Below are 23500 nucleotides of genomic sequence, written 5' to 3' on the forward strand. Positions count from 1 at the left end.
CGCCTCGATCAAGGCGCTCCAGGCCGACCTGAACCTCGATGCCGACAAGATCGTCCGGGACCTCGTGGCCGAGGGCGCGAAAGGGCACGACGACGCGCTCGCCGACTTCATCAGCGCTGGTTATTCCGAGGACACCTCGGTCATCCCCAAGATCCGGGCCAAGGGCGAGGCTGCGATCAAGCAGATCGAGGCCAAGACGAAGGCCCAAGGGGAGAAGCTGATCAAGGACTTCGAGATGCAGGCGACCCTGCTGAAGCCCAAGATCCAGGCGCAGGGTATCAAGGTCGTCGCGCAGATCGCCGCGCTCGGACCGAAGCTTGCGATGCAGGCGGTCCAGATTGCGACGAGCATCGCGTCGTCCATCAAGGACAAGGGCGAGGCGGTCAAGAAGACGTTCGAGGAGCTGCAAAAGACGCTCGTCGACGCGATCACGAAGAAGATCCCCGATTACCTCGAAAACTGCAAGAAGCAGATCAAGGCCGCGGCCGATGCGCTCGTCGAGGCGGGCAAGACGTTCTACGAGAAGACGCTCGCCGACATCATGGGGGCGATCAAGGCGGCCGAGGCGCGGTTCAAGCAGCTTGCCTCGGAGATGAAGGACCTCATCGAGACGCAGGTCCTCGCGCTCGTGGCCTCCATTCGCAGGACGGTGGAGACGTCCATCCAGCGCTTCAAGGATCTCGGCGCCGCGTTCGAGGAAAAGACGAATGCGCTCGTCAACGACATCCCGGCGCGGCTCATCAAGCTGGAGCAGGTCGCGCGGCTCGCGGTCGAGCGCGAGATCACGCTGGCGAAGGGGCTCGCCAATGCGACGAAGGACGACATTCTCCTGAAGGCGCGGACGACGCTGTCGGAGATCAAAAAAGCGGCGTACGGGGTCCTCGGCGGCATCCGGGGCGATTTCGGCGCGGTGCAGGGATCGCTCGCGCTCATCGTCCCGGCGGGCGCGGGGCTCGACGCGGCGGGCGCGATCAACCTCGCGGTCTCGGGCGGGCTCGAAGGGATGATCGCGTCGGCGGCGAATGCGGCGCAGGCCGCGGTGACGGCGGGCGTGAATGCGGCCGAGGCCGTGAACAATGCAGCCGAGCAGGCGGCGGCCGCGATGAGCGCGGCTGGATTCGACGGCGCGGCGAAGTCATTGACGGACGTGCTCTCGCAGCAGATGGGCGAGGTGCGGACGGAGGGCGAGAAGGCCAAGAACGTCATTGCCGCGGCGAAGGAGAAGATGACGGCGGTCGCCAAGGAGGCGACGGACACCTGCACGCAGGCGGCGCAGGCGGCGCAGGCCGCGGCCGCGGAGGTCGTGGCGGCCGCGAATTCGACGGGCGACGCGATCAAGGCGTCGGCGGAGAACCTGACGAAGGGCCTCGAAAAGGCGAAGGACATCGTCAAGGATGCCGGCAAGGCCGCGATGCAATCGATGAAAGAGGCCCAGGACGTGCGCAAGGGAGGCGACGGCGCGCAAGCCGGCGCGGGTGCGCAGGCCAAGGCCGGCGGGGCGGATGGCGCGGCGGCGGGCGCGGATGCGGGCGGCGCGGATGGCTTGGCGGTGCCCGAGGGCGAGGCGGCGGCTCCGGAAGGGGAGGCGGCCGCGGCTCCGGGCGGCGCGGAGGCGGCTCCGGACGGCGCGGCGGCGGCTCCGGATGTCAAGGCAGCGGCTCCGGATGCCAAGGCGGCGGTTCCGGATGCCAAGGTGGCGGTTCCGGATGCCAAGGTGGCGGTTCCGGATGCCAAGGTGGCGGCTCCGGATGCCTCGAAATCGGCGCCGGATGTCCCGAAATCGGCGCCGGATGTCTCGAAACCGGAACTGGACGTCTCGAAACCGGAACCAGGCGCCGATGTAGCGGCGGTGGCCGCCAAGGTACCGGATCCGGCTGCCAAGGTAGCGGCTCCGGCCGCCAAGGTAGAGGTGCCGGCCGCCAAGGTAGAGGCGCCGGCCGCCAAGGTAGAGGCGCCGGCCGCCAAGGTAGAGGCGCCGGCCGCCAAGGTAGAAATTCCGGGCGCCCCGAAAGCGGCGCCGGCCGCCAAGGTAGAAATTCCGGCCGCCCCGAAGGCGGCGCCGGCCGCCAAGGTAGACATTCCGGCTGCCAAGGTAGACGTTCCGGCTGCCAAGGCGGTGCCCGGCGTGCCGGAAGGCAAGGCTCCGGCGCCCCCAGGCAAAGCTGCGATGCCGGAAGGCAAACCGCAGGTGCCCGAAGGCGGCATGCCCGGGGTGCCAAAAACCGGCGAAAAGCCCGCCTTTCCTCCCGCCCCCGCGCCTCAGGCCCCCGCGCCTCCCGCTCCGGCGGACGTGGCCCCCTTCGCGCCCGCGCCGAAGCCGCCGGCCGCGCCCGCCGTCCCTGCCGGCGCGAAACCCGCGCCCGCCGCGCCCGCCGCCCCCGTGATCCCTGCCGGCGCGAAACCCGCGCCCGCCGCGCCCGCGCCGCCCGCCACGCCCGCGGCCAAGCCCGTCGTTCCCGCCGCCCCCGGCAGCAAATGGCCTGGCAGCGGCAACAAGCCTTGAAGAGCGCTCAGGGCACCTGCACCGTGACCTGCCCGGGGAACGAGATCTGAATCACCCCGCCCCACATGCACATCAGCTTCGAGCTGTTGTTCAGCGCGGGCATGTTCGCGAGCAGCACCGTTGGGGCACCGACGATCCACGGCGCCGGCGTGTTCGGAATGCACGGCATTGGCGTGAGCACGCCCATCGCCGCCGCCGTCGCCGCGGCCACCGTCGGGTTCGCCAGGCTCTGACACATCCCGAACGGCAGCACGTTCAGCATGGGCTTGCCGTCCATGATGTTCGCCAGCGGCCCCGCGCTGTTCATCGTCCGGTTCGCGGGAAGCACCGTGAGCGAGCTCGGCGCCACGCCGAAGCTGCATTGCATCATCGCCCCCATGCATACGTGCTGGCCCATCGTCAGCCTCCCGCGAGCTTGTTCACGACCTTGTCGAAGAAGGACTCTTTTTTCTCCTCCTTCGCCTTCGGAATGCCCTTGTCGTCGTACTCGACCTCGCCGCGCTTCTCGCCGTCCTTGTACGTCGCCTTCGCCTTCAGCTTGCCCTGCACGTCGTAGCTGAACGCGTCGCCTTGCTTCTTGCCGTTGTCATAGATGGCGCGCTCGCGGACCTCGCCGTTCGGGAAGTACTCGATCACCTCCCCGTGCAGTTTGTCGGCCTTGTAGCTCGCTTTGCGCAGGGTGTTGCCCTTGCCGTCGAGGAACAAGGATTCCCCTTCGAGCTTGCCGTTCTTGTAGAACGACCGGACGACCTCGTTGCCCTGCTCGTCGAACGACATGAACGGGCCGTTCTGCTTGCCCTTCTCGAAATGCATGAGCGTCCGGAGCCGGCCGTCGTCGTAGAGCCGCGTCGGCCCGTGCTGCTCGCCCTTCGCGAACGTGACGATCTGCGAGACCTTGCCGTTCTCGTCTACGATCTTCGTCTCGCCGTGGAGCACGCCGTCCTGGAATGACGAACGCTCGACCTCGCGTCCTTCCGGATCGTACGTGATCGACAAACCGTGCAGCTTGCCGTTCTTGTAATTCGCCCGGTGCGCGATCTGCTTTTCGGTCTCCCCGTACTGGACGAACTCGCCGTGGAGCACGCCGTCTTCCATCTCGAACCGGGAGATCAGCTTGCCGTTCTCGTCGCGCTCTTCGTGGTCGGTCGGCATCGGATCCTCGCTAATTGATCTTCACCATGCCGCCCTTCAAGGTCAGCATGCCGCCGCCCTCCACCGCCGCCTGCGCGCCGCCCTTCGCCTTCAGCGCGATCGCGCCCTCGAGCGTCATGTTCGTCCCGCCCTTGGCCTTGAAATCGGTGCCGGCCTTCAGGTCCATCGCCGTCCCGGACTCGGCCTTGAAATCCGTGCCCGCCTTCATCGAAAACGCCTGCTTGGCCTTGATCGTGACGCTCTTCGCCTCGATCACGAGGTCGCCGTCGACCTTGATCGTGTAGTTCTTCGTCACCTTGTAATCGAGGTTCGCCTTGTTCGTGTGCGCCTCGTCCTTGGTGACCGTGAGCGTGCGTTTGCCCTTCACGCTGTGCGTCTCGTCGCCCTTGTCGACCTTGATCGTGCGGTTGCCCTTGGTGACCGTGAGCGTCTCGTCGCCCTCCTCGATCGTCACCTTCCGCTCGTTTTTGACGTTCTTCGTGTAATCGTGGAGGACCTTGACCGTCCAGTCGTTCTCCACCTCGAAGAGCATGTCCTTCTGGGCGTGCGCGTAAAACTCCTCGTTATCCTTCTTGTCGTCGAAGCGCAGTTCGTTCCCCGCCTCGCCCTCCTTCGACGATCGGCTCAGGATCGTGCTCTTCGTCTGCGCGCCCGGCAGCCCATAAGGCACCGTCTGCTCGGCGTTGTACACCGAGCCCGTCACGAGCGGCCTGTCCGGGTCGCCGTCGATGAAGCTCACGACGACCTCCTGCCCGATGCGCGGCAAGAACCACGCGCCCCAGCTCTTGCCCGCCCACGCCTGCACGACGCGCACGAAGCACGAGCTCTTGTCGTCCTTCGCGCCCTTGCGATCCCAGTGGAACTGGACCTTGATGCGCCCGTATTCGTCGGTCCACTGCTCCTCGCCGCTCTTGCCCACGACGACGGCCGTCTGCGTGCCGGGGATCGCGGGCTTCGGCGTGATGCGCGGCGGGCGGTACGACGTCTTCTTCGGGAACGCCTCGAAGGTATTCGTGTACCCCTCCTGGCTTGCGCGGTGCATGATCGAGGTGAGAACCCAGTCCGTGTTCGCGTCGTCCCGATCGTGCTCGTCGAGCTTGAACGCGTGCCCCGCCGTGAAGGCGCGGCAGCTCGATGTACCCGACAAACGCACCGCCCGCGCCTCCTCGGCCTCGATGCGGAGCTTCGCGCGCGTGTCGCCCGGGCTTTTCTCGATGTGCCCGCCCGGGTACTCGAAGAGCTCGAGCTTGGCCGTTTCGCCCGAGACCTCCGCGAGCAGCGACGTGCTCGGCATCTCGAAGTTGTAATCCGTCGACGCGTACTTTCCCGCGACGATCTCCTCTTCGAGCGTGCACTCGAGGACGGCGTCCTCGTCCGTCGACGTGGAGAACTGCTCGACGAACCGCGCCTTGTCGAGGTTCGGGCACGGCGCGGCCGACGCGCTGTCGTCCGAGAGCACCATCACGTGCTTGCCGTCCTCGTGCTTGAAATAATAATGGATCCCCTCGTCCTCCATGAGCCGCGACACGAAATCGAGCGCGGTCTCCTGGTACTGCACGCAGTAGGGGCGCGGGGTGTAGGAGCCCTTCAGCGAATCCTTGAAGTGCTCGCCCGACGAGAAGCCGAGCTCCTGGAAGAGCGCCTTCAGGATGTCGGGCACGCTCTTCTCCTGGAAGATCCGGCAATCGCTGGTCTTGCCGAGCAGCCATAACCACGGGTGCAGCTCCGCGCGGTAACGCGTCTGCTTGCCGACGCGCCCCGCCTGGACGAACCGCGTGCAGATCCCGTGGATGAAGCGCGGCTTCTCCTTGGCCATGCCCCGGATCGTCAAGGTCACGCCCTTGCCGACGATCGCCTTGAAGTCGAGCGCCTTCTCCGGCGACAAAAGCTCGAGCTCGAAGCGGAAGAGCCCCGAGATCCGCTCTTCGCCATGCAGATCGACGAGCAGCACCGCGTCCGCGCCGAAGGGCGTCGAGATGGCGATGCCGAGGGTGCCCTGCGGATAAGGCATGGATCTTCAGACGAGAGCGTACCGGGCTTCTCGGGTTTTCGGCAAGAGGCTTGATCTCCGGCGCACACTCATCGATGATCGAGCGCGCTGTGGTGTGCTTTCAGGAAGAGACCTGCCGATGACGTTCTTCCGAACGGGCCATGGTCTCTTCCAGTTCGGGAGGCCGAAGCGCCTCGACAGGCACGGGATCCTCGCCTTTCTGCGCAGCGTCGCGACCGATCGTGGAGGCATGCTGGAGCTTCGGCGCATCCTCGCCGACGAGCTGCATCGCACGTCGATCCACAACATGCGCGACGAGCTCGTGATCGAGCAGCTCGCGGACCGTTACCTGCGCGGCTCGCTCACGCTCGTCCACGTGCGCCCGCTCGACATCGGGATCGAGCTCGAGGGCTTCCTCGTCGAAGGCGCGGACGCCACGCCTTTGACCGGCCCGAAGAACGAGGCCGGCGACCTGCGCCCCGCGCCCGAGGTCCCACCCGAATATCCGGTCCTCGCGCGTGTCGAGTCCGATCAGATCATCGACTCCACGCTGAAGCTCGTCGCGAAACTCGGCGATCTGCTCTTCGGGGCGTTTGGCCTGCAAAAACGTCCCTCGACGCTCGCGAAGGAGCTCGTGCTGCTCGCCGCCGAAGAGGCGAGCGGCGTGAAGCTCGCGAACACGAAGGTCGATCTCGATCTCGGGTTGCAACTGCATCCGCAGGGCAAGATCCTGCTGCCCGATCCGCAAGTGAAGGACGCGTACGTCGCCGCGGCGGCCGAGATCGCGGCGGGGCCGCGTCCGGCGGCAAAGGGTCTCATCGATTTGATGTGGCCGCTCACGCGGGTCGACACGAACCGCCGCTTCGACAATCCCGTCGGGGCCGGGCCGGTGAAGAGCGATCAAAGCGACGGGAAGAAGGGCCCCGAGGCCGCGCTGGATTGGGTCGAAATCGAGCTCGTCGACGACGGCGATCCGCCGAAGCCCTACGCCGGCGCGCGGTATCGAATCGAGCTCGAGGGCGGCAAGGTGATCGAGGGGACGCTCGACGACGACGGCAAGGCGCGCGTCGATGGGATTCCGTCGGGCAGCGGGACCGTCACGTTCCCGGACATCGACGCCGGGTTTTGGGGGACGAACGGCGCAGGCAGCGCAGGCGCCGCCGCGCCGCCGCCTCCGTCTTCGTCGTCGTCCTCCGCGGTCTCCGCGGACGAGGCGTGGGTCGAGATCGAGCTCGTCGACGACGACGACCCGCCGAAGCCCCGCGCCGGCGCGCGATATCGTATCGAGCTCGAGGGCGGCAAGGTGGTCGAGGGGACGCTCGACGACCAAGGGAAAGCGCGCGTCGACGGGATTCCGTCGGGCAGCGGGACCGTCACGTTCCCGGATATCGATGGCAGCACGTGGGGGCCGGGAGAACGAGGCACATGAGCGACGAAGTCCTTTACTCCGATCTCGGGATTCCCGAGTGGGATCCGGACCGCGAACCTGCGGCGGAGCCCGAGGCCGGCGCGTCCCCCCCGGGGCCGCCCGCGCAGGGCTCCATCGAGGATATGGGCGTGCGCTGCGTGGCGCGGTCGGCGGACGGGACACGAGCGGTGTGTACGCTCGAAGTGCTGCGGCCGTTTGTCCTGTCCGCTTGAGCTGACGACGCATCCTGGAGAACGCCATGAGCAAGAAGATGCCGACGAAAGGGGTGCTCACGTTCGAGGCCGAGGGCAGCGACTCGAGCAGCTCGCCTTATTACTCGCGCGTGCTCCACCACCCGACGATGGGGTCGGGCGTGACGATCGGCCGCGGCTACGACATGAAGGACCGTTCGTCCGCGGACGTCGAAAAAGATTTCGTCGCGGCGGGTCTGTCCGCGGATGTCGCGAAGAAGTATGCCAAAGGCGCGGGGCTCACGGGGTCCGAGGCGCGGACGTTCGTCACGAACAACAAGGGCGTCTTGCCCGAGCTCACGTGGGACCAGCAGCTCGCGCTCTTCGAGTCCACGTATGCGTGGCACGAGAAGGACGTCAAGCGCATCTGCGACAAGGAAGATTGTCAGAACATCTACGGCGTCGTGGACTTCAAGACGCTCCACCCGCGCATCCTCGACGTGCTCGTGGATCTCAGGTTCCGCGGCGACTACACGCCCGCGTCGCGCAAGCGCATCCAGAAGCTCGTCGTCGAGAACGATTATGCGCGCTTCCGCGCGGACCTCTCCAATCGGTCGAACTGGAGCGCGGTGCCGGAGGACCGTTTCGATCGGCGGAGCAAGTACCTGAAGGACGCGCCGCAGACGGACGACACGGCCGATCACGAGGATGTGACGTACAGCACGCCGACCAAATCGTTTGACCTCAAGACGATGGGCGAGGCAGAGCTCTACGATCACCTCCGGAGCGTGTGGAAGGCGGAGCAGAAGGCGTTCGGCAACGAGGGCAAACCCGAATTCGACTTCCAGGACGAGGAGGGCCGCGTGAACCTGCTCGGCGCGCGCGGGTTCGACGCCGACCAGATGGTGCCCGTGCCGAGCACGAACACGAAATACGACGACACGCTTTTCCTCGTCTACAAGAAGGACGGCGCGAAGCACGTCGAGAAGTTCCACTACTCGAGCGAGTGGACGAGGACGGGCTCGAAGGGGGCCGTGATCATCCTCGGGCAGCACAAGTACTGCCTGGCGATCCACAAGAAGCTCAAGGAAGACGGCACGCCCTACCCGTACAACAAGCTCCCCGCGTGGCGCGATTACTACAACACGAACAAGACGCAGCCGCCGGGAGCCGGTTACCGCGCATTGAACCCGGACCCGACGGTCGGCATCGTCCGCGTGCACGATGCAAGCGCGGCAGGATCCGTGGGCGCTGAGACCACGGGGGTCACGCAGAACGCCTCGATCAACATCCATTACGGCGGCGAGGTGCCGAGCGGCTGGACGCCCAGCAAGGGGTGGTCCGACGGGTGCCAGGTCCTCATGCGCGGCGACCGGTACCTGCGGTTCATGGAGGTCATCGAGTCCGATCACTCCCTGAAGGGCACGATCAACAACGAGCTCGCGCCCAAGCCTTCGGCCGACGGGAAGCGGTCGCTCATCTACACGCTCGTCAAGGGCGACTCCCTCGCGCCGAGGGACGCGCCGTCCATGGGGTTCCCCGTGGACATCGGCAAAGGGAAGAAGATCGACAATTCGACCACGCTCGCGATGTTCGAGCACACCGAGAAGACGATCGACAGCGGCTATTTCCCTCTCGGGACGAATACGACCTGGCACGGCGGCGCCCATTTGCACGTCGCCGAGGGGACCGCGGTCCACGCGATGTTCGACGGGCGGATCGTCGCCGCGCGGCTGCCCGCGGCGGCGGACAAATCGAAGGGGGCCTTCGGCAGCAGGAACTTCATCCTGATCCGGCACGAGATCGACGGGGATCGCTTGAACAAGGCGAATGCCCTGCTCAAGCGCACCCTCATCGGGTACACGATCCGCGCCGAGACGCTCGTGCTCCGCAAGGAGCCGGGCAACGCCGCGGCCGTCGTCGATACCTTGAAGGTGGGCGACGAGGTGCTGCTGAAGACCGTCCCCCATCCGAAGAAGGACGGCGTCTCGTGGGCGCACGTCGTCGTTTCCAAATCGGCGAAGGAAGGCCTGAAGGACAAGGTCGGCTATGTGGCCGCCACGTCCTTGCTCGTCACGCCCAGGTACGCGCCGCCGAAGGAGCGCGTGAAGCCGTCCGAGACGCGGGTGGTGTATTCGCTCTACATGCACCTCGGGCCCCAGGCGCTCGACACGACGAACTCCGTCCTCGCCTCGATCCCCTGGGTCTCGGGGGCGCAGTGGAGCGTGTCGGACGACGTCCGGCTCCGCAGCGCGCCGGGCGTCCCGGATCCGGACAAGACGCAGATCGGTACGCTCGTCTCCGGCGACACGTTCGTGCAGCTCACCCCCGACCTCGTGACCGCGGGGAGTTATCAGTGGATGAAGGTCCGCGTCACCAAGGCGAAAGACGCGAAGCTCGCGAACAAGGAGGGGTTCGTCGCGAAGCTCGACAAACGCATGAGCCTCACGAAGGCGCCGAGCGCGGAGATCCTCGACAAGCTCAAGTCCGGCGACGTGGTCAAGCTCGACAAACCGGTGGTCGCGGGGGAGCAGATCTGGACGGCGGGCACGATGACGGGGGCCTCGGGTGGGGCGCAGGCGGGCATTCACTGGGAGGTCTTCTCGGAGCAGCCCCTCTTCCCGGACTGGCCGTCCGCCGACGATCCCGACGAAAATCTGAACATGGACGTGAAGAAGATTTTCGACATGATCGAGCAGGAGTTCTGGGGGTACAACGACACGATCTCCGCGTCCGAGCTGAACGATTTCTACAAGAACAATCCCAAGGCGAAATCGCTGCGATACTACGCGTGCCGGTTCATGAGCGAGTGGGGCTGCGACATCGACAAGGCCGTCGCGCAGATCCAATCGAGGGGGCTCTACAGCGTCTCGGGGCTCGCCGACAAGATGCGGCCCTACCTGTGGTGGAAGGAGGCGGAGGGCAAGAAGGTGGAGCTGCCGAAGAGCCCGATCGTCTGGCACTACAACCCGATCGGGTTCGTCTACGCGATGACCAAGATCGAGGAGACCCCCGCCCCGCGCACCGAGCCGGCGCAGACGAAGGAGGATCCGAAGGTCGCCACGGAGACGCAATGGTCCGGCGTCGCGTACGGCGATTACGTGCTGAAGAAGGGCGACGACGACGGCAAGCAGACCTGGGGCGGCCTCGCGCGCAAGGAGAAGGGCACATACGTGGTCGAGCTGCAGAAGGATCTGCTCGAGCTCGGCTACTGGATCAGCGCCGCGAGCTCGAACAAGGGGATGAACGCCGACGGCAATTTCGGCGGCACGGTGCGCGGCGCCGTCATGCTCTTCCAGCGCGAGCACGGGTTGAAGGAGACGGGGGAGGTCGACGCGGCGACGGCGAAGCTCATCAAGGAAAAGACGAAGGTAGCGAACTACGAGCGGCCCGGGCACAAGGCGGGCGATTACGGTCAGTTTTATCAGCTCCCGCCTTCGGAGAACTACGAGCGGTACGACGAGGTGCGCGACGACAATTGCATCCCGAAGGACAACTGGGGCACGAAGGAGATGATCAAGATGCTCACCTCCGCGGGCAAGGCCTGGAAGGAGCAAGGAAAGTCGCTGTTCCTGGTCGGGGACGTCTCGCTCTACAACGGTGGCAAGATGGACCCGCACAAGTCCCACCAGGACGGCACCGGCGTGGACCTCGACTCCGATGAGCTGTGCAGCATCAACCGGGCGACGTTCAAGAAAGAGGAGTCCCTGTCGCTCACGCAGCTGCTCATCAAGCACGGCGCGAAGCGCGTCCTCTTCAATTGCAAGTACGTGACCGACCAGGTGCCCGAGGCGTTCGCGTTATCGGGGCACCACCACCATTACCACGTCGACGTGAAGCCGGGGCTGAAGACGAACGAGCACCCCGAGGAGGAGTGCAAGTGGTGCCACAAGTCGGTGTACAAGAAGTGCGACTACGCCAAGAAGGCGAAGCGCTCGGACTCGGAGCTCACCTGAGCCGCTAGAGCCCGTACACCTTCGCGAGCGCCTTCTGCGTCGTCGCGTCGTACTTGCCCGTCACGGAGATCTTTTCGGCGCGCTGGAAGGCCTCGATCGCCGCGGTCGTCGCCTCGTCGAGCGTGCCGCTCGGCTCGTCGGCATGAAGCCCGAGGTTCTTGAGGCGCGTTTGCGCCCCGCGGATCGTGTCGATCGGCTCGAGCTCGCCGAGCGCGAGCTTGTACGTTTGTCGCCGGTTCGGCAGCTTCAGCACCGCCTCGGCCTGATCCGCCGGCACCTCGGCTTCCAGTGTCCCGTCGTCCCCTGTCGTCCCCTCGAGCTTGCGCTCGCCGCACTCGATCTCCCAGGGCTCGTTCGCGAGCGGCTCCTGGCCCGCGGTGAGCTTCAGGTAGACCCGGACCTTTTCGCGCTTGACCACGAACCTGTGCGACTTGCCCGTCTCGATCGGCGACGGCTTCGGCTTCGGCTGCGGCACCGTCACCTTGTCGCCCGGCGCGAGCACGTTCGGATCCTTGCGCAGCTTGCGCAGCGCCGCGTTCTCCGGCGCCTCCCATACCGTCTTCCACGGAAGACCGTATTTCGCCGCGATCGTCGCGATGCACTCCCCCGCCTGGACGTCGTGTGTCGTGCCTGCCATGGCGATTCCCAGGCGATGATACACGTCGCGCTGTCCGATCACTCCATCAAAAAGCCCATCCGCGCAAAGCGCAGGAGCTTCTGCTCGGTGATCTCGGCGAACACCTCCGCATCCGTGCAGGGCGCGCCGTTCATCTCCACCGACACCACACAGCGACGCGCGTCCTCGAGCGCCGCCTCCGTGAGCGCCGAAGCGTCACGCGTCCCATCCATGCGCGCGAGGATCGCCCGATCGAACGTGTCGACCTGCACGCCCTCGTGCAGGAGCGTGGTGCAAAACGGGCTGCCCACGCTCGCCTGATAACGCGCGAACGGGAAGACGCGCGGGCGCTCGGCGGGCGCCTGGGCCACGGGCTTTGGCGAGGCCCAGAGCCGGATCGCGCCTTTCGTGTAGAGCCCGAGGAGGTTTCGCGCGAGCCGCGCCCGCGCCTCGCCCTCGAACGCCGCGAGCCCGAGCTTCTCGCCGGTTTGCCACGCGAGCGCGTCGAACGGGAGCCCGCCGGGCGTGTATTCGGAGAGCGTGACGAGCGCGGCCTTGAGCGTGGCCTGATCGGTGCCGATCGCCCCGCCTGGCCCGATGAACGTTTCCTCCACGCCCTCGGCGAGGTTTGGCGCCGTGACCCCCGGCGCGAGCGGCGAGGCGAGCACGAGCGAAAAGATTCGATCGGCCGAGACGCGGGGCGAGAGCGGGGCGTCGTCGCGGCAAAGGACGGCGCGGCGAAAACACCGGAGCTCGAGGAGGTCGAGCGATTGCTGGAGGGAGACGAGGTCGCCACTGCCTGCCCGCGCCCGGACGGCCTCGTCGGCGGCGGGCCCGAGGCGCTCGGGAAACACGAGCGGCACGTGGGCGTCGGTGACGAACGCGAGCCCCGCGCCTTCCATGTCGCGGACGAAGTCGGCGAAATACTCGGCGTGGTTGTTCGGGGCGAGGTGCTCACCGATCAGGTAGTGGTCCGAGAGCTCGGCGAGGGTTTGCAGCTCGCTCGCGAGCCAGGCGCGCGTGGGATCGGAGCCTGTGGCCTCGGTGCCGAGGAAACGCAAAAAAGCGCGCGCCTTCGCGACGCGCTCGGCGGCGGATCCTTCCGTGCCGACCTCACGCCGTAGCATGTCGCGGATCGCGCCGCGCAGGTGCCAGCCGGGCAAGGTATTGAAGCTGATGTAGGCGAGGCCGTGGGGCGCGAGGTGCCGGCGGACGACGCGGCGAATGGCTTCGCGGGCGTCGTCGGGGACCCACGAGTAGACGCCGTGGCAGACGATGTAATCGAAGGAGCCGGGTTCGTCCTCGAATTCGCGGATGTCGGCGAGGTGGAGGGCGAGGTTTGCGAGCCGGGCGCCCTCGGCGTGTTTTCGAGCGACGGCGAGCGAGTCTTCGGCGCGATCGAGGGCGACGAAGCGGCTCTCGGGGAAGGCGGCGGCCATGGGAAGGACGTTGCCGCCGGTGGCGGTGCCGATCTCGAGGACGCGGCATCGAGCGGGCGGGGCGGGCCGGAGGCCAAAGAGGACGCCGATCGCGCCGAGGTGGTCGGGGTGCGTCTCGGCGAAGGGCAGGGCCTCGTAGAAATAATCCTCGTTCGCGTCGGCCAAGCGCGTCCTCCGGAAGGGCCGCCACCTTGGCGGGATCGGGAGGCGGGCGCAAGTGTTTGCCTTGAAGGGCCTGCCTGCCCCATGCTGGGCGCGCGCCGGTGCGCGTATGGATGGGCTCTCGTTGATTCTGGTCGCGGTGGTCTGCGCGCTCGCGCTCGTGATCGGAGTGCTTTTGCGATCACGAGGCGCGCTCGCGCGGGAGCTCGGGGCCGCGCGGGAAGAGGCGCGGGCGCTCGGGAAAGCCGCCGCCGAGGCGAAGCGGGCTCTGCCGCAGGCGGAGGCGGAAGCGGGAGCGGCGGCGGCAGCGGAGGCGGCGGCGGCAGCGGAGGCGGCGGCGGCAGCGGAGGCGCGCGCGAGATCCGCGGAGCTGGAAAGCGAGCTCCGGGAAGCGCGCGAGCGGTCCGAAGAGCTGTCCCGAGTGGTCGGGGAGGCGCGCAAGAGCGCCGAAGAGCTGTCCCGAGACGTCAGGGAGGCGCGCAAGAGCTCCGAAGTGCTGTCCCAAGAGGTCGGGGAGGCGCAAAAGAGGTCCGAAGAGCTGTCCCGCGACGTCGGGGAGGCTCGCAAGAGCTCCGAAGCGCTGTCCGGAGAGCTCCGGGAGGCGCGCGCAAGGGCCGAGGCGCTCGAACGTGAGCTCGCCGAGGCCCGCAGCAAGACCGATGACAGGGGAGGGGACCTCGCCGCCGCGATGCGCCGCATCGAGGAGCTTTCGCGCGCCTATCGGCAAGCCGAGCAGGACGTCGAGGCCCTCTCGATACAAAAGGACGCCTTTGCCGCCGAGGTGCGCGCCCTCAGGGACGAACTCGAGCGCCGCAAGAAGGCCGCGGAGGCCGCAGCCGCCGTCGAAGGAAAACCGCTCGCCGCGCCGCCGTCCCGGCAGCCAGCCAAGAAGCCGCCGCCGCCCGAGCCTATCACCGCGTTTTTCTGTCTCATTTGCGGGGAGGGGAGCTCGGGGGCAAAGCCGCACCGCTGCCTCGTCGAGGAGGCGGAGCTCGCGAAGAAGAAAGCTGCGGCGACAGTGAAGCGGTAGGCGGCGGGGTGCGGCGCGTATCGCCTGGATCGGCCGCAACACTCTTGTAAGGAGGTCCTCGCTGCGGATACGATGGGACCGCCCTCTCACCTTTTTATCAGGCAGGCAGCCCTATGACGCGGCGGACCGGGTACTCCTTGCTGGGGCTCTTGATGGCGGCGATGACCATCCTGAGCTGCACCACGATCCTCGGCATTGATACCGAGAGCGACGAGAACCCGTGCAGCGCCGGGGACCTGCCGCCGCTCGAGTGCGGCGTCGGCGCCTGCCGCACGATCCGGCCCGCGTGCGTGAACGGCCTGCCGATGACCTGTCCGCCCGTCGACTCCCAGGCCGACGAGATCTGCGACGGCATCGACAACAACTGCGACGGGCTCATCGACGAGGGGTGTCCCTGCATGGAAGGGGCGGTCCAGAGTTGTTATAGCGGCGCGCCCCTCACCCGGAACGTCGGTATCTGCGTCACCGGCATCCAGACCTGCACGAACGGCATCTGGCTCGATTGCACCGGCGAGGTGCTACCGGGCCTCGAGAACTGCGACGACAGCTTCGACAACGATTGCAACGGCAAGGTCAACGACAACTGCGCCTGCACCGAGGGGCAGACCCGCAAGTGTTACGGCGGCCCGCCGATCACGCAGGGCGTCGCGAACTGCAAGGAAGGTGATCAGACCTGCCTGAACGGCTTCTGGGGCGACTGCAAGGCGGACGTCATCCCCGGCGGCGAGGTCTGCGACGGCGTCGACAACAACTGCGATGGCGCCATCGACGAGATTTCCGGCTGCGAGTGCTCCGGGGATCAGACGAAGGAGTGTTACACGGGCGACGACAAGTTCGTCGGCATCGGCGTCTGCAAGAAGGGGTATTACCCCTGCAAGGGCGGCAAGTTCGACGAGACGAAGTGCCTGACCGAGGTGCTCCCCGGCGCCGAGGTCTGCAATGGCCTCGACGACGATTGCAACGGCCTGCCCGACGACGCGATGGGCCTCGGCCTCGATTGCACGACGAAGCTGCCCGGCATCTGCAAGTTCGGCAAGACGGATTGCGGCATCGACGAGGAGACGGGCAAGCCGGGCACGATCTGCACGCCCGACGTCAAGCCCTTCCAGAACCCCGAGCAGGGCTGCAACCTGGTCGACGACAACTGCGACGGCGTCATCGACGAGGGCGTCCTCTGCTGCCCGGAAGACGGCATTCAGAACGGCAGCGAGACCGACGTCAACTGCGGCGGCACCTGCGTGATCAAGTGCCCCGACGGCAAGAAGTGCAACACGGGCGACGACTGCGTCTCGCAGGTCTGCGTGAGCGGCATCTGCGTCGGCGACACGTGCGACGACGCGACGGAGAACGGCACGGAGACGGACGTCGATTGCGGCGGCTCCGCCTGCCCCGGCTGCCAGCCCACGAAGAACTGCGAGTACGGGTCCGACTGCCTCTCGAACGTGTGCGTCGGCGGCAAGTGCCAGGCGCCGACCTGCTTCGACGGCGTGGAGAACGGTAACGAGAGCGACAAGGACTGCGGCGACGCCTGCAAGCCTCTGCTCTGCGTCAACCTCCAGAATTGCAACAGCGCGCTCGATTGCGTGAGCCTCTCCTGCAAGGACAAGGTCTGCCAGGCGGCGACCTGCGGCGACACCACGAAGAACGGCAGCGAGACGGACATCGATTGCGGCGGTGGCCAGTGCCAGGGCTGCGGCACGGGGCAGGGCTGCAACGTCGGCGCCGATTGCAAGGAGAAGGTCTGCGGGGCGAACAAGACGTGCCTCGCGCCGACGTGCACCGACAGCGCGGCGAACGGGCAGGAGACGGACGTCAACTGCGGCGGCCCCGACTGCGTCGCCCGCTGCGACACGGGCCAGAAGTGCCTCGTGGCGACCGACTGCCAGAGCAAGATCTGCACGAACAACATCTGCGCCCCCTCGCAGTGCACGGACTTCGTGCAGAACGGGACCGAGACGGACGTCGATTGCGGCGGCGGTTGTCCGGAGAAATGCGACCCGTCCGAGAAGTGCAAGACCAACGTCGACTGCAAGAGCGACGTCTGCACGGGCGGCATCTGCCTTTCGCCGACCTGCTCGGACAACAAGAAGAACGGCGCCGAGACGGACCTCGACTGCGGCGGCCCGTGCGTGCAGGAGCAGAAGAAGTGCTCGGACGGCAAGCAGTGCCAGTTCGCCGGCGACTGCCAGAGCGGCGTCTGCACGGGCGGCATCTGCGTGCCCGCGCAGTGCAACGATCAAACGAAGAACGGCAACGAGACGGACATCGACTGCGGCGGCGGCCTGCCCTGCCAGGCCTGTGACATCGGCAAGAATTGCCTGAACGCCATCGACTGCAAGACGAACATCTGCTCGGCCGGCAAGTGCGCGCCGAAGCCGATCGGCGAGTTCTGCCTCTCGGCGCTCGAGTGCGCGAGCGGCAACTGCGTCGACGGGTTCTGCTGCAACAGCTCCTGCGACGGCACCTGCTTCGCGTGCTCGGCCGCCAAGAAAGGCCAGGGCAACAACGGCTTCTGCCAGGCGATCGTCGGCAACGCCGATCCGGACAACGAGTGCGCGTCGGACAACCCGAGCAGCTGCGGCAACACGGGCTTCTGCAACGGCGCCGGGGCGTGCGCGAAATACAGCAATAGCGTCGAGTGCGTGGTGGCGACGTGCAAGGACATCACGACGGCGAAGCTGCCGCAGTTCTGCAACGGCAACGGCGCGTGCCTGACGAGCGCCGAGCAGTCGTGCGTGCCGTACACGTGCAGCGCCGGCCAGTGCAACACGAGCTGCGCGATCGACGCGCAATGCGCGGGCGGGTACTACTGCAACAATAGCCAGTGCATTCCGAAGGGCACCATCAGTTCGTCGTGCCAGACGAACAACCAGTGCGCGAGCGGCAACTGCGTCGACGGCGTCTGCTGCGACTCGGCCTGCACGGGCACCTGCTACGCGTGCTCGGCGGGCAAGAAGGGCCAGGGTAGCGACGGCATCTGCGGGCCGGTCGTGAACAACGGAGACCCCGACAACGAGTGCGCGACGACGTCGATCGCGAGCTGCGGGACGACGGGCGTCTGCGACGGCACGGGCAAATGCGCCCTGCACCCGAACGGCGCCCCCTGCGCCGCGGCGGAGTGCCTCAACGCGACGACCCTGAGCCCGAGCTCGACCTGCAACGGCTCCGGCACCTGCACGGCCACGTCGCAGATCTCGTGCGCGCCATACCTCTGCAAGAACAACGCGTGTTCGAGCACGTGCGTGGGCGACGTGGACTGCGCGACGGGCAACTACTGCCTGCTTTCGTCTTGCCAGGCGAAGAAGGCGGACGGCAACTCGTGCATTGGCAACAACGAGTGCGCGAACGGCAACTGCGTCGACGGCGTCTGCTGCAACAACGCGTGCACGGGCCTCTGCCAGGCCTGCTCGGCGGGCAAGAAGGGCAGCGGCGCGGACGGTACGTGCGGGCCGATCGCGAACGGCCAAGACCCCGACAACGATTGCATGGACGGCCAGTGCGCGGACAGCACCACGCTCAACGTGACGCAGGTCTGCAACGGCGCGGGTGCGTGCAAGGCCGGGGTCACGGCGAGCTGCACGCCCTACGTGTGCGCGCCGGGCGTCTCCTGCCCGACGACGTGCACGAGCGACGCAAACTGCGCGTCGACGCATTATTGCAACGCCTCGAACCAGTGCGTCTCGAAGAAGGCGACGGGACAGACCTGCACGAACCCGACCGGCAACGAGTGCACGAGCGGCAACTGCGTCGACGGCTATTGCTGCAATGAGGCGTGCGCGGGGACGTGCCGGGCGTGCTCGATCGCGGCGGGCGCGGCGACGAACGGCTCCTGCGCGAACATCCAGAACGGCGGCACGGACGCGAACCCGGTCTGCGGCGGGCTCAACACGTGCGACGGCGGGGGCGTCTGCAAGAAGGCGCTCGGTCAGGCGTGCGGCGTGGGGAGCGATTGCTCGAGCGGTTTCTGCGCGGACGGCGTCTGCTGCAACGAGGCGTGCGGCGGGACGTGCCGGGCCTGCACGCTGGCGAAGAAGGGCGCCGGGACCGACGGGCAATGCGGCAACATCGCGTCGGGCAGCACGGATGACGCGCCCGTTTGCGGCGGCGCGAACGTGTGCGACGGGACCGGCGCGTGCAAGAAGAAGATGGGCGAGGCTTGCGTCGTCGGGACGGAGTGCGTGAGCGGCTCCTGCGTCGACGGCGTTTGCTGCAGCTCGGGGTCGTGCTCGACGTGCCAGACCTGCAACAAGAACATCATGACCGCCGGCACGTGCCAGAACATCAACGCCGGCACGACGGACAACAACCCCGTCGGCGCCTGCACCGGCACGAACACCTGCGACGGGAGCGGGACCTGCAAGAAGAACGACGGGCAGGTCTGCGGGAACGCCAGCGAATGCCTGAGCGGCAACTGCGTGGACGGGGTCTGCTGCAACGGCACGTGCACCGGTGAATGCCAGGCGTGCTCGGTGGCGGCGGGCGCCGCGACGAACGGCGTTTGCGGCAACATCACGTCGGGCCAGCCCGACAATTACCCCGCGAACACGTGCGCCGCGCCGAAAGCCTGCGACGGCGGCGGGGTGTGCAAGAGCGCGAATGGCATCGTGTGCGCGACGGGCAGCGACTGCGTCACCGGCAACTGCGTGGACGGGGTCTGCTGCGACACCTCGTGCACCGGCGTCTGCAAGGCGTGCTCGGTGGCGAAAGGCGCCGCGGCGAACGGCGTCTGCGGGAACATCGCGCCGGGCAGCACGGACGACGCGCCCGTCTGCGGTGGCTCGAACGTCTGCAACGGCAGCGGCGCGTGCCTGAAGACGAAGGGCGAGGTGTGCTCGACGGCCTCCGAGTGCGCGAGCGGCGCGTGCGTCGACGGGGTTTGCTGCACGGCGATGGCCTGCGGGTCGTGCCAGACCTGCAACAAGAACATCATGCTCGCCGGCACCTGCACGAACATCGACAGCGGTCAGCCGGACAATTTCCCGGCGGGCAACTGCACGGGGACGAACGTGTGCGACGGCGCCGGCGTGTGCAAGGAGCTGAACGGCAGCGCGTGCTCCACGGCCGGCGAGTGCTTCAGCGGCAACTGCATCGACGGGTTCTGCTGCGACTCCGCGTGCAACGGCACCTGCCGGACGTGCGCGGCGGCATCGGGCGCGCCGGCAAACGGCACGTGCGGCAACGTCACGTCGGGCACGCAGGACACGGTCCCGGCGAACGCCTGCACCGGGACGAACGTGTGCGACGGTACGGGCACATGCAAGAAGTCGAACGGCGCGGTGTGCGGCGCGGGGAACGAATGCCTGAGCGGCAACTGCGTGGACGGGGTCTGTTGCAACAGCACGTGCACGAGCACCTGTCAGGCGTGCTCGGCGGCGGCGAAGGGGCAAGGCTCGGACGGCACGTGCGGCAACATCGTGTCGGGCATGCAGGACAACGTCGCGGCGAGCACCTGCGTCGGGATGAACGCGTGCAACGGCTCGGGCGTCTGCAAGGAGACGAATGGCTCGGCGTGCTCGACGACCGGCGAATGTTTGAGCAACTTCTGCGCGGACGGGGTCTGCTGCAACGCGGCATGCACGGGCACCTGTGATGCCTGTTCGATCGCGGCCGGCGGGACCACGGACGGCACGTGCGGCGACATGATCCCCGGCCTGGAGGACACGAACGCGACGACTGTCTGCAGCGGCGCGAACGCGTGCGGGCCGAGCGGCACGTGCGTCAACAACAAGAAGGAAAATGGCCAGTCTTGCACCATGGCGAACGACTGCGCCTCGGGGCAATGCGTCGAGGGGGTCTGCTGCAACTCGGCGTGCACTGGCACGTGCCAGTCGTGCAGCGTGACGGGCAATGTCGGTATGTGCTCGCCGATCCCGGCAGGACAGCCGGACAACGTGCCAGCGAACACGTGCACGGGGACGAGCGCCTGCGACGGCGCGGGCACCTGTGAAAAGGCCAATGGCCAGACCTGCTCGACGCCCGACGAATGCGGCAGCGGCAATTGCGTGGACAACGTCTGCTGCAACTCGTCGTGCAACGGGGTCTGCCAGGCGTGCAATACCGCCGGAAACCCGGGCGTGTGCTCGCCCGTCCCCGTGGGCACGTCCGATTCGCTCTGCCCCACGGGCCAGGGCTGCGACGGCGCGGGCGGCTGCAAGAAGCTGAACGGGCAGGCGTGCGCCAGTGCAGCGGAGTGCAACAGCGGCCACTGCGTGGACGGCGTCTGCTGCAACGGCGCCTGCTCGGGTGTCTGTGAGGCTTGCTCGGCGGCGGCGAAGGGCAGCGGGGGCAACGGGACCTGTCAACCGATCACCTCGGGTAAGTACGACGACTTCCCGGCGAACACCTGCGTCGCCCCGAGCGCCTGCAACGGCGCCGGCGTCTGCTCCCCGTGAAATGGCAGCGGCCCGGCTCCCTTCGCGGGGGCCGGGCCGGCAGAAGGCGGGCGCCGCAAGGGCGTCCGCGGTGCTTCGAGGGACGACCGATCAGAACTTCGCGCGGAACGACGCGATCATGCGCATCCCCTCGGTACGCGTCGACTCCGGCGCGCTCTTCTCGAACAGATAAAAGACGAAGGTCTTCTCCTCGCGTCCCGCGTCGACGACGGCATACTGGAAGCCCGCTTCGCCCATGGCGATGCGGCATGCGCCGTCGCTCGCCTTCGCCTCGAGCTGCCCCTCACCCACGCGAATCGAGCGTTCCTCGGCGAGACGCACCTCGGTCGCGCCGAACACGGCGAGCGCGGCGTCGCGCTTGCCGGCCAGGGTGTCCGAGGCTTTGAGCGGCGCGAGCAGGATGTGCGCGCGGCTATCCGGCGACGTGAGCATCTCGAATCCGTCCTGCGCCGTCGTCGTCCACGTCGTCGGGGCGCGGTACTCCACGAGGCCACACGAGGCCGGTTTGCCGAGCGGCGACTCCGCCAGGGCCTGCGAAAGCGCGGCCACGGCCCCCTCGTCGTCCGCCTCGGGCTCCCGCGCGCAGCCCACGCCGTGGAGCGTCCCGATCGCCACGAACCCGAGTGCCCAGCGAATACCCGTCCCGCGCATCATCGATTGTCTCCTGGCCCGGCGCCGCATCACCATTGCACTTCGACCGAGCCGCTCATGGGCCCGAGCCCCACGCGCACCTGCGTCCCCGGCCCGAGCTTGCCGAAATTGGAGGGAGGCGGCTCCGTGAAATAAAGCGCGATCCCGGTGCCGAGCAACGCGACCCCGACGGGCAGCGCGACATTGCTCATCATCCCCGTGATGGCCGCCGTCTGCTTGGCGCCCACGCCCGTCGTGTTGCAGATTTTGGGGTTCGTGGGGAGGCAATTCTTTTCGATCGGCTCCTTTTGCGCCCACGTGATGATGCCCATCACGAGTCCCCCCGCGATGCCCACCGCGCCGAGCCCCCCGAGCGTGTAGGCCGCGACGCGACGGCCCGAGATCCCACTATCGAGCTTGGGGAACCTCGAGGGCACCGGCTGCAGGGCCGTCGCCGTCTTCGTGGGCTCGCCGGTCTCCGTCGCCGGCGGCATCACGACGTCGATGACCTGGTTTTCCCCCTCCTTCAGTCGGAACTTCGTGAACACGGAGGGGCGGCCCGGGATCTCGGTCGTGAGCACGTGCTCGCCCGGATCGATCGGGAGCGGGACGCCAATCCTCACCTCCAAGGGCGGACCCCCCTCGAGCGACTTGCGGAGCACGCGCGTCGTCGCCGGGGCGTTGCGCGGGACGCGGAGGATGACCTTGGGGATCTTCGCCTCGAGCGCATGGCGCCGCGCCGAAGCGGCCTCCTCGTTGTCGCGCTCGGCCTTCTGTTCGAGGTCCGAGAGCTGTTCGAACGCCGTGAGGTATTCGTCGTAGTGCACGGCCGCCGTGGCGATGCGGCCCCACTTGTCGTAACACGTGGCGAGCCAGAAGAGCGTGGACGGGCGCGGTTCCTCGCGGTAGGCGACCTTGAACGCGGGGCAGGCCGTCACGAAGTTTCCGGCCTCCATCTCGACGCGCGCCGCCTGGACCGCCGCCGCCTGCGACCCATCGGCCTGCCGCGTGCCCGCGGGCTCGTCCGCCGAGGCACGCGCGGTCACCGTGCAAAGAGCGATGCCCGCGAGAAGGAGCGATACCGGACGCATCGTTTTCGATGTTACAGGCTGATCCGACGGCGGATCAAGAACAATACAAGCGCGCGGCGGAGGCCCTCGGCGCGGCCGTGGCGGTCGGTCCCGGCGCGTCAGCTTGTCTCGAGCGCGAAACTCTGAGAACGTGGCGCGCGCAGGAGGGCGCGAACGTTCATGCCGCGGCAAGCCGGGTGAGGAGGCGCGAGGAAGGTATGGGCAGGGGCATTTCGAGGTTCGGCTGGCTCTCGTTCGTGTTCATGGCGGGATGCGCGGGGAGCGGGGACGTCGTGCGTCAGGGGGCGCTGCCCACCATGGGCTTCGAGGCCGAGGCCGATCCCGCGCCCGTAGACGCGGAGTCCACGCCACCCGCGCTGGCGCCCGCGCCGCCCGCGCAGAAAGTGCCGCCCGCGCCGAAAGACCCGCCGTCATTTCGCGCGCCGACGGTTCCATACAGCCTCGGCGTCCTCGGCCTCGGCGCGGCGTTCATCGTGGCCGGCGGCGTCATGATGGGCGTCGCGGAGACGGCCGACGAGCGGTGCGGCGTCGCCGGTTGTTATGGCGTCCTCGACCCGAACCTCGATTTCGCGGGCAGGCTCTTCCTGGCGAACGGCATCGGCATCGGCATCGCCTCCGTCACGGCCACGCTCGTCGGGCTCGGGACCGACGGAACACCCACCCCGCGGAAGAGCGACGCATTCACGGAGCGGGGCATCTTCGCGACGGCCCTCGGCGTGGGCCTCGCGTGCACGGGCCTCGCGGCCGCCAGGGGGGACGATTTCCAGCTCGAAGGTTTGCCGAGCGCGGTGGCCACCGGGGCCTACCTCGGCGCGCTCGCGGTTACGGGCCTGGGCCTCGGTTTCTGGATCTACGGCGCGCGCAACGCGCAGGCCCCCGCCGCCGCGTCTTTGCGCGTGGGTCCGACTTCGGCGCAATTCACGGTACGCTACTGATCGCC

Annotated in this window: 14 protein-coding genes; 6 read left to right on the forward strand and 8 right to left on the reverse strand. The window is 67.6% G+C overall.

Features of this window, described 5'->3' with window-relative positions:
• Positions 1 to 516 precede the first annotated feature (516 nt).
• The 4 genes from KEG38_RS56035 to KEG38_RS23115 form a co-directional block, all read right to left on the reverse strand.
• Entirely contained in the window at positions 517 to 2205 is a 1689-nt protein-coding gene (locus tag KEG38_RS56035; RefSeq protein ID WP_372518186.1) for a hypothetical protein, read from the reverse strand.
• 305 nt (positions 2206 to 2510) lie between these two features.
• Entirely contained in the window at positions 2511 to 2900 is a 390-nt protein-coding gene (locus KEG38_RS23105) for a DUF4280 domain-containing protein (protein ID WP_272421922.1), read from the reverse strand.
• Positions 2901 to 2902: 2 nt separating this feature from the next.
• Complete coding sequence (locus KEG38_RS23110; protein ID WP_272421923.1) at positions 2903 to 3655, reverse strand: toxin-antitoxin system YwqK family antitoxin; 753 nt, start codon at positions 3653 to 3655, stop codon at positions 2903 to 2905.
• 10 nt (positions 3656 to 3665) lie between these two features.
• Positions 3666 to 5666: a type VI secretion system Vgr family protein gene (locus tag KEG38_RS23115; RefSeq protein ID WP_272421924.1), complete on the reverse strand. Its 2001-nt coding sequence runs from the start codon at positions 5664 to 5666 to the stop codon at positions 3666 to 3668.
• Positions 5667 to 5784: 118 nt separating this feature from the next.
• On the opposite strand from KEG38_RS23115, the gene KEG38_RS23120 reads away from it, so the two are divergent.
• The 3 genes from KEG38_RS23120 to KEG38_RS23130 are packed head-to-tail and all read left to right on the forward strand — an operon-like array spanning position 5785 to position 11200.
• The gene (locus KEG38_RS23120; protein ID WP_272421925.1) at positions 5785 to 7074 is read left to right on the forward strand and encodes an MSCRAMM family protein; all 1290 of its coding nucleotides are present in this window, start codon (positions 5785 to 5787) and stop codon (positions 7072 to 7074) included.
• Positions 7071 to 7286: a hypothetical protein gene (locus KEG38_RS23125; RefSeq protein WP_272421926.1), complete on the forward strand. Its 216-nt coding sequence runs from the start codon at positions 7071 to 7073 to the stop codon at positions 7284 to 7286. The genes KEG38_RS23120 and KEG38_RS23125 overlap by 4 nt, the downstream gene beginning before the upstream one ends.
• 26 nt (positions 7287 to 7312) lie before the next feature.
• Complete coding sequence (locus KEG38_RS23130) at positions 7313 to 11200, forward strand: penicillin-insensitive murein endopeptidase (protein WP_272421927.1); 3888 nt, start codon at positions 7313 to 7315, stop codon at positions 11198 to 11200.
• 4 nt (positions 11201 to 11204) lie between these two features.
• Here the strand turns inward: KEG38_RS23130 and KEG38_RS23135 are convergent, their stop codons facing one another.
• Entirely contained in the window at positions 11205 to 11837 is a 633-nt protein-coding gene (locus KEG38_RS23135) for a peptidoglycan-binding protein (RefSeq protein WP_272421928.1), read from the reverse strand.
• 38 nt (positions 11838 to 11875) lie between these two features.
• Positions 11876 to 13420 (reverse strand): methyltransferase regulatory domain-containing protein, encoded by a 1545-nt coding sequence (locus KEG38_RS23140; protein WP_272421929.1) that lies wholly within the window; start codon positions 13418 to 13420, stop codon positions 11876 to 11878.
• Positions 13421 to 13526: 106 nt separating this feature from the next.
• Between KEG38_RS23140 and KEG38_RS23145 the strand changes: the two genes are divergently transcribed.
• Both KEG38_RS23145 and KEG38_RS23150 read left to right on the forward strand, forming a co-directional pair.
• Positions 13527 to 14447 carry a hypothetical protein gene (locus tag KEG38_RS23145; RefSeq protein ID WP_272421930.1) on the forward strand — a complete coding sequence of 307 codons (921 nt, stop codon included), beginning with the start codon at positions 13527 to 13529 and terminating at the stop codon, positions 14445 to 14447.
• Positions 14448 to 14560: 113 nt separating this feature from the next.
• The gene (locus KEG38_RS23150) at positions 14561 to 20839 is read left to right on the forward strand and encodes a MopE-related protein (RefSeq protein WP_272421931.1); all 6279 of its coding nucleotides are present in this window, start codon (positions 14561 to 14563) and stop codon (positions 20837 to 20839) included.
• A gap of 90 nt (positions 20840 to 20929) precedes the next feature.
• Here KEG38_RS23150 and KEG38_RS23155 read toward each other — a convergent pair whose 3' ends face one another.
• Positions 20930 to 21493, reverse strand: coding sequence for a hypothetical protein (locus KEG38_RS23155; protein WP_272421932.1), 564 nt, complete (start codon positions 21491 to 21493; stop codon positions 20930 to 20932).
• A 26-nt stretch (positions 21494 to 21519) separates the two neighbouring features.
• On the reverse strand, positions 21520 to 22560 hold the full coding sequence (locus tag KEG38_RS23160) for a hypothetical protein (RefSeq protein ID WP_272421933.1): 1041 nt from the start codon (positions 22558 to 22560) through the stop codon (positions 21520 to 21522).
• A 197-nt stretch (positions 22561 to 22757) separates the two neighbouring features.
• On the opposite strand from KEG38_RS23160, the gene KEG38_RS23165 reads away from it, so the two are divergent.
• Positions 22758 to 23495 carry a hypothetical protein gene (locus KEG38_RS23165; RefSeq protein ID WP_272421934.1) on the forward strand — a complete coding sequence of 246 codons (738 nt, stop codon included), beginning with the start codon at positions 22758 to 22760 and terminating at the stop codon, positions 23493 to 23495.
• The last annotated feature ends 5 nt before the right edge of the window (positions 23496 to 23500 follow it).

This window comes from Polyangium jinanense (genome assembly GCF_028435265.1).
Lineage (GTDB): Bacteria > Myxococcota_A > Polyangia > Polyangiales > Polyangiaceae > Polyangium > Polyangium jinanense.